Raw genomic sequence first — 16,139 nt, 5'->3', positions numbered from 1 at the left:
ATGTTTAAGGTTTTTTAAGCGTTTGCTATCAAGGCACTTATAAAGAAGCAGGGCGACGCTCTAATACTTCGTCGACTAGACCGTATTCTTTGGCTTCTTTGGCATCTAACCAATAGTCACGCTCAACGTCTTTTTCAATTTTCTCAACCGGTTGACCCGTACGCTCAGCCAAAATCTCGTTCAAACGAGCGCGAGTTTTTAGAATTTCACGCGCATTAATTTCGATATCAGTTGCTTGACCTTGCGCACCGCCTGAAGGCTGATGAATCATCACGCGAGAGTTGGCTAGGGCATAACGTTTGCCTTTTTGACCCGCTGCGAGCAAGAATGAACCCATGCTATAAGCGCCGCCCATACAGATGGTCGATACTTCAGGTTTGATAAAGTTCATGGTATCAAAAATAGCCAAACCAGCACTTACTGAGCCGCCTGGCGAGTTGATATATAAATGGATGTCTTTATCAGGGTTTTCTGCTTCTAAGAATAGCAGCTGCGCAACGATAAGATTGGCCATATGGTCTTCAACTTGACCGGTCAAAAAGATAACGCGCTCACGTAATAAGCGTGAGAAAATATCAAACGAGCGTTCACCGCGCGCTGATTGTTCAACGACCATTGGAACCAATGCGGCTTGTTGCGCGCTTTGGCTATATTGTGCGCTCTGGGCAGTAGTGTGCGCACTCATCAACATATCAAAATGCGGGTTAGCAGTAATGCGATCGTAATCTGTCATAAAGATGTCCTGTTTATAAGTACATAAAATAAAGAAATATAGAGTAGTCGTTGGCTAAATTTTTATGGTGGTTATCATTGTAAACATTGCTGTCTGTTAATAAAAGCCGTCTGTTAATAAAACCCATTAGCTTCAATTAAATGCTCTAAATATCGCTAGCAAGTCGCCAATCATATTCTTGATTGAAGACGGCGCTTAAAAGTTATTCTAGATAACAGCTAGAAATAAAAGCGTTTAAAAACAGTCACCGCTAAAAATAATTGAGCTAATGGTAACTTTTTTATCAGGCCAATAGTAACTTTTTAATGTGACAAATGATAAATGACTCCCTATTAATAAGGCGTCTATGCCTATTTATCAAGGGTAGTATGAATAAACACTGAATAAAAGCCGCTAATAAGCCAGCAATAAAAATGCCCTAACCAGAAGTTAGGGCATTCGTAATACATTTTAGAGCAGTAACGCTAAAGCGCTAAATTACATACCTTGCTGCTGTTGTTGCTGAGCAGCCAATAGGTCTTGGTAGCTAACTTCTTTGTCAGTTACTTTGCCTTGCTCGATTAGATAATCGACCACTTGGTCTTCTAGAACCACAGACTCAATGTTAGCGCGTTGTTGCTTGTCATTGGTGTAGTATTCGATGACCTCGCTTGGATCTTCGTAGTTTTCAGCGGCTTCTTTGATAAAGCTTTCAACACGCTCTTGATCGACTTCTAAGCCTTTGGTGTCGATAACGCGAGCAACGATGATGCCAAGACGGGCAGCACGTAGCGCTTGCTCTTCAAATAGCTCATTCGGTAGCATGTCTTTATCGAAGCTATCAGCATTGGCACCGAACTGCTGAGAAAAACGTTGCATCATCATGTTGCGTTGACGCTCGATTTCTTGCTCTAGCATGGCGTTTGGTACGTCAAACTCGTTCTTCTCTAACAACGCATCAAACGTCGCTTGTTTTACTTGGCTACGCGCCGCATTTTTGATTTCGCGTTCCATGTTTTTACGGACGTCTTCTTTTAATTTCTCAACGCCGCCTTCTTTAACACCGAACAGCTCTAGGAACGCATCATCGATTTCAGGTAGTTTTGATTTTTCAACTAGTTTTACGTTGATTTTAAACTGCGCTTCTTTACCAGCTAAGTTTTCAGCTTGGTAATCTTCTGGGAAAGTGACGTCGATAACTTTTTCTTCGCCAGCTTTCATGCCTTTAATGCCATCTTCAAAGCCTGGAATCATCTGGTTGCTACCGATAACCAATTTGAAGTCTTCAGCAGAACCGCCTTCGAATTTCTCGCCGTCGATTGAGCCTTCAAAGTCAAACGTGACTTGGTTGTCTTTGGCCGCTTTCCCTTTCTTCTCAACGAATTCTTCACGTTGCTTTTGTAGGTTTTCAATCATGGTGTCAACGTCTTCGTCGCTAACCGTCGCTGTGTGACGCTCAACTTCGATTTCATCGATACCTTGAACGTCGATTTCTGGGAAGATTTCAACAGTCGCTTGATATACCAAGAAATCATCTTCAAGTTTCACGTCATCGATGTTAGGCATGCCAACCGCGCGGATATCTTCAGATTTGATCGCTTCGAATACGGTATCACGGATCACATCGTTGATGACTTCTTGTTGAATGCCAGCACCGTACTGTGAACGGATATGTGACATAGGAACGTTACCTTTACGGAAACCGTCAATCTTGGCAGTTTTCGCCACTTGGCGAATACGGCCTTCAACTTTATTTTGAATTTTTTCGACAGGGACTTTAACCGTTAGCTGAGTTTCTTTGTTAGATAGCTTGTTGGTTGTGACTTGTAAATCTGTAGCCATGTTAATTACACCTTTATGATTAAATAATAATAGACAACCATGCTGCAAAATACGCGTGTGCTACTGGTTGCCGTTGGAATAAATAGGGGATATTGATAGCGCGCAATTTCGCCGTCCGTGCCCATAACAATCGCTGCTGACACAAAAATGAGAAATGCTTTATCTGAATAGACGCTATCTGATATCAATATTAACCGTAAATAAGTCGCATAATAACGCCTTTTGCTTAATTATACAGACAAATAACGGCTTTCAACAAAATTTTAAAAGTAGAACAGTATAATCTATCTGTTTGTCAAAGTAAAAATTATCTGTTTAATTGACCCTTGGATGATTTATGAGCTTAACTTTGCTTTAATTTTCCCGCTTATTACCAAATAAGTTCATAACAGGTAAGCTAATAACGTTATAAGATTATAACGGCAACTGCCTCAATAATTGCTCAATCGCCTGACCGCGATGACTGATGCTGTTTTTATCAGCAGCGCTGAGGCTTGCCGCCGTTGCTTGCAACTCTGGCAACCAAAACAGCGGGTCATAACCAAAACCGCCATCACCATGCGGCGCCGCCAAAATCTCACCGTGCCATAAACCTTGAGCGATAATCGGTAACGGGTCATCGGCGTGACGCACCATCGCCAATACGCAAACGAACATGCCTTTAATAGCGGCATCTGGCTGTGCTGCGCGAATAGGCTGCAAGTCGCCAACAAGCTTAGCATTGTTTTTACTGTCATTGCCGTGCTCGCCTGCATAGCGGGCAGAGTAGATACCGGGTGCGTTGCCCAATGCTGGCACGCATAACCCTGAATCATCAGCAATCGCAGGTAATCCGCTTGCTCGGCTGGCATGACGGGCTTTGATGATAGCGTTTTCAACGAAGCTTAATCCATCCTCGATTGCATCGTCGATATCAAGCTGACCTTGCGGGACAATCGTCACATCCAAATCTGCCTCAGCAAATAGGCGGGTAAACTCAGCAAGTTTGCCTTTATTGTTACTGGCGAGCACCCATTGGTTTTGTGGTGTGTCTGGATTTGAATCATTTAAGGTGGATGCTTGTTGATGAGTCTCTGTGGCACTGGCTTGATTCATATTCTTTATCCGTCATTGAGTCGCTTATACGTGCATATTCTAGGCTAGCATCGGCTAAATTACCAATTAGCATAACGAATCGCTGATTCATAACATTTGGTAACTGATATTTGTCGTCACTATTGCTATAATAGGCAACAAGCTACAGTGAATTATATCTTATAGCTTGTGAACTTAAAGTTAATAATAGCTTTAATCGTTAGTAAATAGTTTTAAATGCTAATAATGTTTTTTAAGTCCATGTTTTGGCATTTGACGGTTTTGATGTTTAATGACTTGGTATTTAAAAATTCTGAGTGTTTAAAATTTCTCGTATTTAACGATATAATAACTATTGAGTGTTGCTCGCTTAAGATAACTTTCAAATTTAGCGCTTTTTTAGGTTTACCGCATTATGTGTTAGCCTAGTGAGTGTTAAATTTCTCTAACAATAAACTAAGCCAATTTAGTCTCATAATTTATAGCGTTTGTTTTAAGCTATACCTAATACTAATGGCTAAACCAGCAAGGATAAAATAATATGTCAAAGATTACATTACCAGAACTACCGTATGCAAAAGACGCGCTAGAGCCACATATCAGTGCTGAAACGCTAGAATACCATCATGACAAGCATCACAACGCATATGTGACTAAGTTAAACGAATTGCTACCAGGTTCTGGTCTAGAAGACAAAACTTTGTCAGAAATCATCGTAGCAACCGCTAAAGATGACAGCAAACAAGGTATGTTTAACCAAGCAGCCCAAGTATGGAACCACACGTTTTATTGGAACTGCATGACGCCAGACAATGGCGGCGGCGAACCTACTGGTGACTTGAAAGCGAAAATCGAAGAAGATTTTGGTAGCTATGATAAATTCCGTGAAGAGTTCAAAAACGCAGCATTGACTCAGTTCGGTTCTGGTTGGGCTTGGCTAGTGGCTGATAAAGTCGGTGGCAAATTGTCTATCGCCAAAACAGCTAACGCTGATACGCCACTTGCACATGACCAAGTAGCAGTATTGACTTGTGACGTGTGGGAACATGCCTACTACATCGATTATCGTAACCGTCGTCCTGACTATGTTGATACGTTCCTAGAAAAGCTAGTGAACTGGGACTACGCAAACGCTAAATATAAAGGTCAAGATGCTGGTGTTGAAGAGTAATCTTTAAGACTTAGTATTTGATTGATAAAAAAGGACGCTGCGAGGCGTCCTTTTTTATTTGGTTAAGCCGATATCTTTTCAAAGTGCTTTCAGTAAATTATTCACTATAATATAAAATGTTGAAGGTCATGTTTTGAGTATTCGTATTTATCTATCTTTCCCTTCTTAATATTTGTAATTGTGCCAGCATCAATCTGTTTTATAAGTTCAGCTTCCAAGTCAGGCAATGAGTTTTTTATTCGACGAATATCGCTGCCAAATATACCCATAATTGGCACTTCATCCCCTGAGTTAAAATGTTCAAGTTTCTTGTTCAATATCTTTTCGAATTGCATAAACTCTGTTATTAATGTATCGATATTACCTTGTATTTGTTCTTCAAGAATATAAACGCTTAAAAGCATATGTTCGACTATCTTTAAAGCAGCTGATAGTTGAATTGTATTGGGTTTTTTGATCTTATGAGCGGCGTCATTTCCCATAAATCTGATTCCATGTAGTCGTTCAGCATCTCTACGAGAAATATAACCTGCAGTTGCTAACTTAGATATCTTAATTTCGAGGTCTCGACCAGTAACCTTCAAATCATTACAGACTGCTTCAACTGTTCCTCTTAATCCTAATCCTGCAAGAATAAGAGCTTCTTCCTGAAAAGCTAGGAGTACTTCCTTATATATTTGTCTAACTGTAACTGGCAGATGGTATTCGCCATCTAAAGAACGATGATCTTTGATGAATCGAGGGTAAACAGTAATGGAAGTTGGAACTTCCCATTCATTTTGAGAAATTTGAAAAGCATGTTGAATCTCTTCAAGTACGTCTCTAAAAGATTTAGTGTCACACCCAAGGCACTCGAGAATTTGATAAGTTTGATCATACTCGTAGTCCTCTCGGAAAGAATCTATTTGCTCAGCAAGTATGTTGTGGTTGGTAGATTGCCCACAACTGCGACAATAACTTCTGACTTTTTTATTTGACATTTTTTAAAGACCCATTTAGTAAAATCGTTTAGTAGTTTATAAATATCATAGAATCTCAAAACCAAACTTACCCAACGCCTCACGCAACATAGCAATATTATAATACGCATGCGCATTAACCGTATTTTGGAAGAATATATATAACGCATCAAAATGCTGACGCTGATTGGCAATCGTTTGCGCCCAGTCCTGCATCTCCGCTTCACTATAACGATAATCATGACGGTCGGCAGCGCTCATCGCATCCCACCAGTTTAGATTATTACCATGCATACGCAGATAGCCCGTGCGCTGGGTGAATATCAGCCGTGACGGCGGTAGACCACTGACTTTGGGATAATCTACGCTACACCAAATCAAACCTTGCTCGATAAAGCTATCGACCACTTGCGAGGTATGCCAGCCATTATGACGAAACTCAATAGCGAGTGGATAGTCTTTGAACCAACTAACGAGATTTGCCAGATACAGCCGATGCTCGCGGGTACGGTCAAAGCCATGTGGAAATTGCAGTAATAATGGCGCGAGAGCATTGGCTTCGATAAGCGGGGTGAGAGCAGTAAGAAATGCTTGCGCGTGCTCGGCAGTGCCTTTGCGCGCATGGGTAAAATCCTGATGAAGTTTAACGGCAAATTTCAATTGGCTATTTGCTTCGGCATAGGCTTTATTGACCATACCTGCAAAGGCTTTTTGCCCGATAGGCGCATAAAAGGTACTGTTAACTTCTACCGCGCCATATTGCTTGGCGTACTCACATAAGAAGTCCGTCTTTTTGGTGCCAGTTGGATATAGCGTGCCGAGTAAATCGGTATCGCTATAACCGCCCGTGCCAAGGTAAATACGCGGAGTAGGGGCACTTTCCATATTGACCACCCTTTGCTATTTTTAATAATTAAAATATTTAGCTCGTTTCTTATGACGTTATTTTTTCCGCGACCATAGCCACTCAATGAGTGCCAGTAGTGCGTTGTTGTCTGCACTGTCTTTTTCGCTACTAAACTCACGACTGCTTAATTCACGGCTGCTCAACTCGCGGATAATGGCGGCGCGTCCGTCATCAAATAGCGATTGCGCGTAGCTGGTTGCCTGCTCAACACCCATCAATTTTACATAGGTGGATTTATCTAGTTTTTCATCACTGCCAGCAGGTTTGCCAAGCGTATCGGTGCTAGTAGTCACATCTAAGATATCGTCTTGAACCTGAAAAGCCAGACCAATATGCTGGGCGCACTCTTGCAGAGCCATACGCTGCGGAGCGGTAGCACCAGCGCAAATACCACCCATAAGCATCGCCGCTTCAATTAATGCACCGGTTTTATCACGGTGGATAGCTTCTAAATCGTTTTGTGAAATGCCAGTAGTGGCTTCGGCATTGAGGTCGAGCATTTGACCCGACACCATACGTCTGGCACGCGGCGCAAATATGGCGATTAATTGGCTGGCGATAGCTGAATCAAAAGGCGCAAAGGTTGGCATCTCGGCGGTCAGCACTTCAAAAGCTAACGTCTGTAATACGTCACCTGCCAGTAGGGCGGTCGACTCTTCAAAGACGATATGCGCGGTTGGCTGACCACGGCGCAGTTCGTCATCGTCCATACATGGCAAGTCATCATGCACCAATGAATAAGTATGTAGTAATTCAACCGCTAAAGCTGCACGGCGCGCCATATCATAATCTGAGTCGTTTTCTAATAGAGCTTCCAAACCATCAGCGTTAGCCATACTGTTTTTATTATCAGTGCTTTTATCTGTATTTTCATTGGCATTAGCATTGCTTTGATTGACACTATCAAAGGCACTGGCGACCAACAACGGACGTACCAATTTACCAGTACCTGTCATCACATAACGGCAGGCATCAAGCAGCGGGCTTGGCAGCTCAGCATAAGCAAACAGCACCTCGATATCTTGCGACAGTTGCGCGCGCACGGCGCTATGAAATTGCTCAGTATTGTTATCAAAGCTAGCAAAAGATACAAGTCTTGCAGGCATCAGGCTTGGCGTAATAGTAGAAGTAGAAACAGTCATAACCCAACCATCTATCAGGTGAATAATAAAAATAGCGCTAGTGTAGCATGATAGATTATATTCCTTATGCCGCGAGTATTATCAATGACGCATTTTTGGCGGTTTAATGTTAAGAAATTGGCTTAAAAAAGACGGAAATAATACAACAAGCCATCGTTACGTATTATTGATTTAACTTAGACGTTGGATATGTTTTGATAATGCAGAGGAGTTGTAAATAGAAAAGTGCTGTTTATCAAGATGGAAAGCTCTAAAGATTGAATGAATAGCGCTCATCATATAATCTCAGTATACAAGCGGTCACTTAAAGCACCTTGGCAGCAAGGTAAAGGGTTAGTGTCGACTTAAGAGTGACTTGCGAGTATGGTATTAGCTTGTGACAGTCGGGGGCATAATCCCCTACACTAATTGGCGTAAAAATGGTCTGGCGCTTAAAAAGTGGATTTTTAACCTTATTTAAGTGACCTATCATCTCAATGTTCAGTCAATATTGATAACATCAGTACCGGTAACAAACGTATATAAATGAGGCGCCGTATTCAATTGTGCTAACGCGGTAACATTCAGCATAAAAATGAATATATAAGCATGAGCGCTGGATAATAAAGACATCTGCACTGCGCACTCTGTACTAACTTTATAAGATAGTATGTTGGCAGTGTTATTACTCGTTTTTCTAACAATAACTGGCTATGTACCTTAACCTTAAAACTTTTAATTTTAAAATGTAGCTTTCGTTATATAGCAAGGAGTTCCAAATGGTATACCAAGGAAATCGCATTACGGTGACAATGCTAGAGGATGGCATCGCCAACATGCAGTACAACGCCGAAAATGAGAGCGTGAATAAGTTTGATGCTGAAACCAATAAGCAATTTGCTGAAGTCGTTAGCGCTTTAGAAAAAACCGATGACGTTAAGGGTTTAATCGTAACTTCAAGCAAAGGCGTGTTTATCGCTGGTGCTGATATTACAGAATTCGTTGTTTCTTTTAAGCAGCCAGAAGAAGAGATTAAAGATTGGGTTATTAATATTAATGACGCCTTTAATCGCTTTGAAGATTTACCGTTTCCGAAAGTAGCGGCTATCAATGGCGCGGCGCTTGGCGGTGGTTGTGAGATGACTTTGGTTTGTGAATACCGTGTCATGAGCGACAAAGCCATCATTGGTCTACCAGAAACCCAACTGGGTATCTTCCCAGGCTTTGGTGGTACCGTTCGTACTACGCGTGTGATTGGTATCGACAATGCGCTTGAATTGATTGCCACTGGTACACCAAAGAAAGCACTTGATGCGCTAAAGTTAGGCTTGGTTGATGCGACTGTTGCTGCTGATGACTTGCAAGATGCAGCCATTGATTTGGTCAAAAAATGTATCTCAGGTGAGCTTGATTGGAAAGCGAAGCGTGAAGAGAAGCTCGTTCCTGTTAAATTAAATCAGCTTGAGCAAGCGATGGCGTTTAATAGTGCAAAAGGTATGATCTTTGCAAAGGCCAATCCTAAGCAGTACCCTGCGCCAGCACTGGCTATCGCGGCGATGGAAAAACACGTTAATTTACCACGTGATAAAGCAATCGAAGTAGAAGCGGCTGGTTTTGCAAAAGCGGCGAAAACCCCACAAGCAGAAAGCTTGGTTGGTTTGTTCTTAAGCGATCAGTTGGTTAAAAAATTAGCGAAGCAGCATAGCAAAAACGCACATGAAATCAATGAAGCGGCCGTACTAGGCGCTGGTATCATGGGCGGTGGTATCGCCTATCAAGCAGCTAGCAAAGGCTTACCAATCATCATGAAAGACATCAAGTCTGAGCAATTAGACCTTGGTATGGGCGAAGCCAGCAAGTTACTTGGCAAAATGGTCGAACGCGGCAAAATGACCCCAGTAAAAATGGGTGAAACCTTAAGCCGTATCCGTCCGACTTTGAATTATGGTGATTTTGCTGAAACTGATATCGTTATCGAAGCAGTGGTAGAGAATCCAAATGTTAAGCGTGCGGTATTAAAAGAAGTGGAAGGCTTGGTAAAAGATGATTGTATCTTAGCCTCAAACACTTCAACTATCTCTATTACTTTCTTGGCTGAAGCACTTGAGCGTCCAGAGAACTTCGTTGGGATGCATTTCTTTAACCCGGTAAGCCGTATGCCATTGGTTGAAGTCATTCGTGGTAAAAAATCTTCTGAAGAAGCCATTTCTACTACGGTCGCCTTGGCTACTAAAATGGGTAAAGTGCCCGTTGTGGTTAATGATTGCCCAGGTTTCTTAGTCAACCGTGTGCTATTCCCATACTTTGGCGCCTTTGACTTGCTACTTAAGCAAGGTGCTGATTTTGCTCATGTCGATAAAGTCATGGAAAAATTCGGCTGGCCGATGGGTCCTGCTTATCTAATCGACGTCGTTGGTTTAGATACTGGTGTCCATGGCGCAGAAGTCATGGCTGAAGGTTTCCCTGACCGCATGAAGCCTGATTATAAAGGCGCGATTGAGCTTTTATATGAAAACAAACGTTTAGGTCAGAAAAATGGCGTTGGTTTCTATAAGTATGAAATGGACAAACGCGGCAAGCCAAAGAAAGTTGCTGATGAAGCCACTTATGAGCTGCTAAAAGCCACGACTGATAGCGAAAAGCAGACCTTTGATGATCAAGCGATTATCGACCGTACCATGCTAGCGTTCTGTAATGAAACCGTCCGTTGCCTAGAAGACAACATCGTCAGCACGCCGTCAGAAGCGGATATGGCGATGATTATGGGTGTTGGCTTCCCGCCATTCCGCGGTGGACCTTGCCGTTATATCGACCAAATGGGTCTAGATAACTACTTGGCACTGTGTGAAAAATACGCGCACCTTGGCAAAGCTTATGAAGCCCCGCAAAAGATTCGCGATATGGCAGCAGCAGGCGAGACTTTTTACGCCACCGCGTAATAGGCAGTCATTACTAGGATGAAGTGCCGTACGTTTGCTATTTAGGCTGAGAAAAATTAATTTATCACTACTGTTTAGTAGCAAGGTTATTTAATAGCAAGCGTACGATTATAGTTAGTTTCATTTAAGGCTAGTACAAGGAAATCGAGCGCAGAGGTACGTATTGTACGTTAAGCGAGATTGACGAGGTAATAGCATTAAATTGGACTGCCTACACTGACAATAAAAATTGAAAAGGAAGATAGTATGACAATTTTAAGTCCAAAAGACGTGGTCATCGTAGATGGCGTACGCTCAGCGATGGGTAAAACCAAAAACGGTATGTTCCGTCATGTCCGCGCTGATAGCATGTCCGCTGAATTGGTTCGTGCATTGGTTGAGCGTAATGACTTTGACCCACGTGACGTCGAAGACATTATCTGGGGCTGTGTTAATCAGACGCTAGAGCAAGGTTTAAATATCGGTCGTAACATCGGTCTGCTAGCTGGTATTCCAAAGACTGCTGGCGGTCAAACGGTCAATCGTCTATGTGGCTCATCTATGCAGGCGCTACATACTGCTGCTGCCCAAATCATGACTGGCCAAGGTGAAGTGTTCATCATCGGTGGTGTTGAGCATATGGGTCACGTCGGCATGATGCATGGCGTTGATCTTAACCCTGAAGCATCAAAGCATTATGCAAAAGCCTCAAACATGATGGGCTTGACCGCTGAAATGCTAGGTCGTATGAATAACATCACTCGTGAAGAGCAAGATGCTTTTGGTCTTGAGTCGCATCGCCGTGCATGGGCTGCAACGACTGAAGGTCGTTTTGACAATGAAATTATCGGTATCGAAGGTCATGACGAAGCAGGTCGCTTGCAACTATGTACTGTTGATGAAGTGATTCGCCCAGATGCGACCATGGAGCAAATGCAAAAGCTACGCCCAGCCTTTGATCCAGTAGGCGGTACGGTAACTGCTGCTACTTCATCTGCATTATCGGATGGTGCGTCAGCAATGTTAGTCATGAGCGCGCAAAAAGCCAAAGAGCTAGGTTTGAAACCTCGCGCTCGTATTCGCAGCATGGCTGTTGCTGGTTGTGACGCGGCAATTATGGGCTATGGTCCAGTGCCTGCAACGCAAAAAGCGCTGAAACGTGCGGGCATGAGCATCGATGATATGCAAACCATCGAGCTAAACGAAGCGTTCGCCGCGCAAGGTTTGTCAGTACTAAAAGCCTTGAACTTGACGGACAAGCAAGACATCGTCAACATCAACGGTGGCGCGATTGCGCTAGGACATCCACTGGGCTGTTCTGGTGCTCGTATCACCGTTACTTTGCTTAACGCCATGGAACAATCAGATACTGAAATCGGTCTAGCGACGATGTGTATCGGTCTTGGTCAAGGTATCGCGACTATTATTGAGCGCGTTTAAGCCTGTAATATTATCAATTTTTTAAAATAATTTATCGTTCTAATAAAAACCCCTAGTCATGATGGCTAGGGGTTTTTGCATTTAAGGATTACCCTGTTTTTTAAAATTAAAACATCATAAGTTGTTATATCGCTTATCTCCATTGACGCATTCACTAAACTATGACTAAATGAGAGAGGAATTAATCATTATAATTTTAAGCCTGATACCAATTTTAAATAAGTTTAGAACCGTCAGCTTTAGCCGTACAAGGAGTGTACTATGTCCACCATGATTACTGATCGTACCTACCGTATTGACCGTGAAAATACCCAAGCGATGATTATCGATATCCAAGAACGCTTGACGCCGCATATTTATGACCATGAAAATATCATCAAAAAAACAGTCACTCTAATCAAAGGTCTGCAAGCGCTTGGTATCCCTATTATGCTCAATGAGCAATATAAAAAAGGCTTAGGCGAAACCTTACCCGAAATTCGTGAGCTATTAGAAGGCGATAATGCCAAAGGTTTTGAAAAAGTGACTTTTAGTGCCTGCGACAATGATGATTCATGGAATCATTTAGCACAGCAGAATCGAAGCATTGTTCTATTATTCGGAGTGGAAGCTCATGTTTGCGTGCTACAAACGGCACTGGATTTACTCGATAATGGCATGCAGCCGGTCATTATTGGAGATGCCGTTGGCTCGCGTTTTCCGTACGATAAAAAGCAAGCGATTCGCCGTATCCGCCGCGCTGGAGGTGTGATTACCACGGTTGAAACCATTCTGTTTGAGCTGTGCCGCAGTAGTAAAGACCCTGCATTTAAAACCATTAGTAATTTGATTAAGTAGCTCAATTAAGCAGATTGATTGGTAATAAAACGTTTCTTTAATGGTTAATAACAAAAGATAGCGCTTTGATAGTTAGCCGCTATCTTTGTTAAATACTAAATTTTTCGCTTTGAAATAAGGCTCTTAAACAACGTTTGAAGTTGGTTTAACAGTAGCTTTAATCGCTGGCTTATCCTTTATTCTTAACACTAAAAGGGTGGCTAAAGCGACGGCAATAATCAGTACCCAACCAGTCGGTGTCCAACTGCCAGTCAGTCCTTTCACGCCTTGCATCAGCAACACCATGATGACGCCTCCGAGATTGCCCATCATCATCAGCATGGCAACTGCTTTGGCCGCTTGTGAGGCGTGCACGGTGTCTTCAGCGGCGGCAATCAGTAGCGGATAACCTGCTAGCAAGAAAAATCCCAGTACAAAACTCAGCAATAATGTTGAGGTTCCTGTCGTTAAGTACAGTAAAGGATAGGTTGCACTCGCACCAACCAGCGTTGCCAATATTAAAAATATCCGCCGTTTTTGCAGATAATCAGATAATAGCGGAATCAGTAGCGCCCCTAAAATACCGCCGACGATCAGCATCGCGGTAATTATGCCTGCCGTCGCCTCATCAATACCGCGCGGCGCAAGAATAGGCGCAATCCAGTTACTCAGCCCATTAAAATAACCCATCGCAATAAACACTGCCAATGAGATAAACCAGAGCCGTTTGTTTTTCAATAGCGATTCGATTTCGTGCAGTGAGATAGCGCTATCTTGTTGTTTGGGTTTTTCAACGACGACTAACAAAAATCCTACTACTGCCACCGCCGTAATAATGACATTGATAAGTAGCATGCCTGAGAAGCCAAACGCCTCGATTAATGGAGCAGGGGCAAAAGCACCAAGGGCGGTCGCCAAAAACATCCCACCCATAATCACGCCTGTTACCGTGGCGATTTGCGATTTATCAAACCAATCCGAGGTCACCTGATTAATGGCATTGGTAATATACGGCTGAGCGATGGCGATCAGTAATTGCCCTGCAAACACTGTCCAATAATGATCAGCGCCTAACCAGCGTATTATTGAGCCTATCAGCATAAGCAACGCCGCTAAGCTGACAATTTTTTTATAGCCAATATTATCAAGTACCTTGCCAGAGTGGATGGCGAGTAGCACAAAAATAATAGGGAACATCAACGTTAATAAATTGGCAAAAAACTCATTCACGCCAAAATGCGCTTCGGTACTAATTACGATGGTCGCAAAGGTCAGCCATAAAAACTGATTGACCCCAAGTAAAAGAGAGAAGCCGGCGATAATCAGCCATTTATTGGGTGGCTTTTGCTTGGAAATTATTGAACTCGCAGTTAATGAATTGGCACGCGTTGCAGCGTCAGTGGTGAGTGGCATCGACATATCCTTGTCTGGTGCAGGTTATTATCCATTATTTTATGCATAACCTTGTCCATAGTCTTATGCATTGCCTGTTGCCCTATTATGAGCATTAGTCGAATCTTAAACAATATAAAATTAGATATTTGCCTTTATTGATGGCTTTAGAAAAACTTACATTCTTACCAGCGTGAGAAAATGTCTATTATAATAAGCGCTTTCGTATAAAGATTAGAGTTAGACAAAGCGCTAACCATTTACCATTCAAACTAGAGAAAGCCATGCCATTAGAAACCATGTCATCAAAATCGATGCCCTCGAAAGCTACGTTATCAACAACCATGCCATCGACTAAGCAAAAGCTATTAACCAATCCAAAGCTTACTGCAAATATCGATATTGATGACGTGACGCATTTTTTACTAGAGCTGGATGCGCTTAAACGTGTCAATCGACGTAGCTATGTGACGGGTACGAATCGTTTAGAAAACTCTGCTGAGCATTCTTGGCATTTAGCGATGGCATGTTGGTCAATCGCTGAGTTGTTTGAACTGGATATCAATCATGAAAAATTGCTAAAAATGGCATTGATACATGATTTGGGCGAGATTGATGCGGGTGATACTTTTTTATATGCTGATACACGTGGTGATGCACACGTTGAAGAACGTACCGGTATTGCTCGATTGCAAAGCGAGCGCGGTAATGGGATTACTGATTTAAGTGAGGTTTGGGAGGAGCAGGAAACAGGTAATAGTAAAGAGAGCCAACTGCTTAGAGTGGTTGATCGTTTATTACCGTTTTTGCTTAATCTGAACACCAACGGAAAAACGTGGATTGATGCTAACGTTACGCGCTCTCAAGTAGCTGGCGCACATGGCTTTATTAAAGACAGCTTTCCGAGTATCCATGAGTGGCTAGCAAAACAGATTGACTATGCAACTAAGCAAGGATGGTTGGTTGATAAGTAAATTGATACCGAATTTGGTTGCTAGACTTTTCATTTAATAGCGTTGTCGTTTGATCGCGTCACCTCGTTACTGATTCGCAATGGTTGACGCCGTCTAAAGCCTTTATATTGAACAGTGGGGTCAGTAATAACAGAGAGGCTACATGCACTTATTTAAAAACTATAAAACATTGTGCAAATCGCTAGCCTTTGTCAGCATGCTGGGATTAGCGCAAATGGCGCAAGCGCTTGCTCCTGTCAGCGATGGTGATAAATTGGCACACGATGCCAAAAAGCAGATCGGTATCACAGTGAGCTATGACCCTACTTACCGTAAGCTGGAATTTCCGCGTGGCGATGTAGCAATAAAGACCGGCGTCTGTACCGATGTGATTATTCGCGCTTATCGTTTGCAAAATGTAGATTTGCAGCAGTTGGTCAATCATGACATGAAGTCAAATTGGTCTGCCTATCCGAAAATATGGGGCTTAAAGTCAACGGATAAAAATATCGATCATCGCCGTGTGCCCAATCTTGAGGTATTTTTTGTGCAGCATGGGCAGTCGTTATCAGTCACTGATAAAGACAGCTTTCAAGTCGGAGATATTGTAACGTGGCGCTTGCCCAATGGTAACTTGCCGCATATAGGTATCGTATCAGACAAAGCAGCTGCTGATGGTACGCCGTTGATTATTCATAATATCGGCCGCGGTACGCAAGAAGAAAATATCCTTTATGCTTATCCTATACACAAGCACTTTCGTTATTAGCTACTTTCCTTATTAGCCGCTATCTTACGACGAAACCATAACTCCCATTAAAAAGCCCAATTAAG

Annotated in this window: 13 protein-coding genes; 6 read left to right on the top strand and 7 right to left on the bottom strand. The window is 42.6% G+C overall.

Annotation, left to right across the window (positions count from 1 at the left end):
- Nucleotides 1-37: 37 nt before the first annotated feature.
- From clpP to rdgB, 3 genes are all read right to left on the bottom strand, one after another.
- Nucleotides 38-733 carry an ATP-dependent Clp endopeptidase proteolytic subunit ClpP gene (clpP, locus tag JMX13_RS11255; protein ID WP_413786320.1) on the bottom strand — a complete coding sequence of 232 codons (696 nt, stop codon included), beginning with the start codon at nucleotides 731-733 and terminating at the stop codon, nucleotides 38-40.
- Between the two features lie 477 nt (nucleotides 734-1,210).
- Nucleotides 1,211-2,554, bottom strand: coding sequence for a trigger factor (gene tig, locus JMX13_RS11250; RefSeq protein WP_201546524.1), 1,344 nt, complete (start codon nucleotides 2,552-2,554; stop codon nucleotides 1,211-1,213).
- A 414-nt stretch (nucleotides 2,555-2,968) separates the two neighbouring features.
- Nucleotides 2,969-3,649: an RdgB/HAM1 family non-canonical purine NTP pyrophosphatase gene (gene rdgB / locus JMX13_RS11245; RefSeq protein WP_227686298.1), complete on the bottom strand. Its 681-nt coding sequence runs from the start codon at nucleotides 3,647-3,649 to the stop codon at nucleotides 2,969-2,971.
- 520 nt (nucleotides 3,650-4,169) lie between these two features.
- Between rdgB and JMX13_RS11240 the strand changes: the two genes are divergently transcribed.
- Complete coding sequence (locus JMX13_RS11240) at nucleotides 4,170-4,799, top strand: superoxide dismutase (protein ID WP_201612620.1); 630 nt, start codon at nucleotides 4,170-4,172, stop codon at nucleotides 4,797-4,799.
- 104 nt (nucleotides 4,800-4,903) lie between these two features.
- Here the strand turns inward: JMX13_RS11240 and JMX13_RS11235 are convergent, their stop codons facing one another.
- Genes JMX13_RS11235 through JMX13_RS11225 form a run of 3 tightly spaced genes read right to left on the bottom strand, consistent with a single transcriptional unit; the run spans nucleotide 4,904 to nucleotide 7,807 of the window.
- A complete protein-coding gene (locus JMX13_RS11235; protein WP_201612617.1) occupies nucleotides 4,904-5,779 on the bottom strand; it encodes a DUF4145 domain-containing protein in 876 nt (291 codons plus the stop codon).
- A gap of 45 nt (nucleotides 5,780-5,824) precedes the next feature.
- A complete protein-coding gene (locus JMX13_RS11230) occupies nucleotides 5,825-6,643 on the bottom strand; it encodes a DUF72 domain-containing protein (protein WP_201612615.1) in 819 nt (272 codons plus the stop codon).
- A gap of 57 nt (nucleotides 6,644-6,700) precedes the next feature.
- Nucleotides 6,701-7,807 carry a polyprenyl synthetase family protein gene (locus tag JMX13_RS11225; RefSeq protein WP_201612612.1) on the bottom strand — a complete coding sequence of 369 codons (1,107 nt, stop codon included), beginning with the start codon at nucleotides 7,805-7,807 and terminating at the stop codon, nucleotides 6,701-6,703.
- A gap of 758 nt (nucleotides 7,808-8,565) precedes the next feature.
- Here JMX13_RS11225 and fadB point away from each other — a divergent pair.
- From fadB to JMX13_RS11210, 3 genes are all read left to right on the top strand, one after another.
- Entirely contained in the window at nucleotides 8,566-10,725 is a 2,160-nt protein-coding gene (gene fadB / locus JMX13_RS11220) for a fatty acid oxidation complex subunit alpha FadB (protein ID WP_201612610.1), read from the top strand.
- 246 nt (nucleotides 10,726-10,971) lie between these two features.
- Nucleotides 10,972-12,144: an acetyl-CoA C-acyltransferase FadA gene (gene fadA / locus JMX13_RS11215; RefSeq protein WP_201612602.1), complete on the top strand. Its 1,173-nt coding sequence runs from the start codon at nucleotides 10,972-10,974 to the stop codon at nucleotides 12,142-12,144.
- 261 nt (nucleotides 12,145-12,405) lie between these two features.
- On the top strand, nucleotides 12,406-12,981 hold the full coding sequence (locus JMX13_RS11210) for an isochorismatase family protein (RefSeq protein WP_201612594.1): 576 nt from the start codon (nucleotides 12,406-12,408) through the stop codon (nucleotides 12,979-12,981).
- A 123-nt stretch (nucleotides 12,982-13,104) separates the two neighbouring features.
- Here the strand turns inward: JMX13_RS11210 and JMX13_RS11205 are convergent, their stop codons facing one another.
- Complete coding sequence (locus tag JMX13_RS11205; protein WP_201612592.1) at nucleotides 13,105-14,373, bottom strand: CynX/NimT family MFS transporter; 1,269 nt, start codon at nucleotides 14,371-14,373, stop codon at nucleotides 13,105-13,107.
- A 263-nt stretch (nucleotides 14,374-14,636) separates the two neighbouring features.
- Here JMX13_RS11205 and JMX13_RS11200 point away from each other — a divergent pair, with 263 nt between their 5' ends.
- Together JMX13_RS11200 and JMX13_RS11195 are read left to right on the top strand one after the other, a co-directional pair.
- On the top strand, nucleotides 14,637-15,326 hold the full coding sequence (locus JMX13_RS11200; protein ID WP_265088412.1) for an HD domain-containing protein: 690 nt from the start codon (nucleotides 14,637-14,639) through the stop codon (nucleotides 15,324-15,326).
- 142 nt (nucleotides 15,327-15,468) lie between these two features.
- Nucleotides 15,469-16,074 (top strand): DUF1287 domain-containing protein, encoded by a 606-nt coding sequence (locus JMX13_RS11195; protein WP_201612590.1) that lies wholly within the window; start codon nucleotides 15,469-15,471, stop codon nucleotides 16,072-16,074.
- Nucleotides 16,075-16,139: the final 65 nt, after the last annotated feature.

Source organism: Psychrobacter immobilis, from assembly GCF_904846285.1.
Classification (GTDB): Bacteria; Pseudomonadota; Gammaproteobacteria; order Pseudomonadales; family Moraxellaceae; genus Psychrobacter; species Psychrobacter immobilis_D.
Note: the sequence above shows the minus strand (reverse complement) of the source record. Positions and strands in the feature narration are given on the sequence as shown.

Excerpts from the sequence above, each read along its gene's own strand:
- clpP (WP_413786320.1), bottom strand. The coding sequence starts at position 733 with ATGACAGATTACGATCGCATTACTGCTAACCCGCATTTTGATATGTTG.
- tig (WP_201546524.1), bottom strand. The coding sequence starts at position 2,554 with ATGGCTACAGATTTACAAGTCACAACCAACAAGCTATCTAACAAAGAA.
- rdgB (WP_227686298.1), bottom strand. The coding sequence starts at position 3,649 with ATGAATCAAGCCAGTGCCACAGAGACTCATCAACAAGCATCCACCTTA.
- JMX13_RS11240 (WP_201612620.1), top strand. The coding sequence starts at position 4,170 with ATGTCAAAGATTACATTACCAGAACTACCGTATGCAAAAGACGCGCTA.
- JMX13_RS11235 (WP_201612617.1), bottom strand. The coding sequence starts at position 5,779 with ATGTCAAATAAAAAAGTCAGAAGTTATTGTCGCAGTTGTGGGCAATCT.
- JMX13_RS11230 (WP_201612615.1), bottom strand. The coding sequence starts at position 6,643 with ATGGAAAGTGCCCCTACTCCGCGTATTTACCTTGGCACGGGCGGTTAT.
- JMX13_RS11225 (WP_201612612.1), bottom strand. The coding sequence starts at position 7,807 with ATGACTGTTTCTACTTCTACTATTACGCCAAGCCTGATGCCTGCAAGA.
- fadB (WP_201612610.1), top strand. The coding sequence starts at position 8,566 with ATGGTATACCAAGGAAATCGCATTACGGTGACAATGCTAGAGGATGGC.
- fadA (WP_201612602.1), top strand. The coding sequence starts at position 10,972 with ATGACAATTTTAAGTCCAAAAGACGTGGTCATCGTAGATGGCGTACGC.
- JMX13_RS11210 (WP_201612594.1), top strand. The coding sequence starts at position 12,406 with ATGTCCACCATGATTACTGATCGTACCTACCGTATTGACCGTGAAAAT.
- JMX13_RS11205 (WP_201612592.1), bottom strand. The coding sequence starts at position 14,373 with ATGCCACTCACCACTGACGCTGCAACGCGTGCCAATTCATTAACTGCG.
- JMX13_RS11200 (WP_265088412.1), top strand. The coding sequence starts at position 14,637 with ATGCCATTAGAAACCATGTCATCAAAATCGATGCCCTCGAAAGCTACG.
- JMX13_RS11195 (WP_201612590.1), top strand. The coding sequence starts at position 15,469 with ATGCACTTATTTAAAAACTATAAAACATTGTGCAAATCGCTAGCCTTT.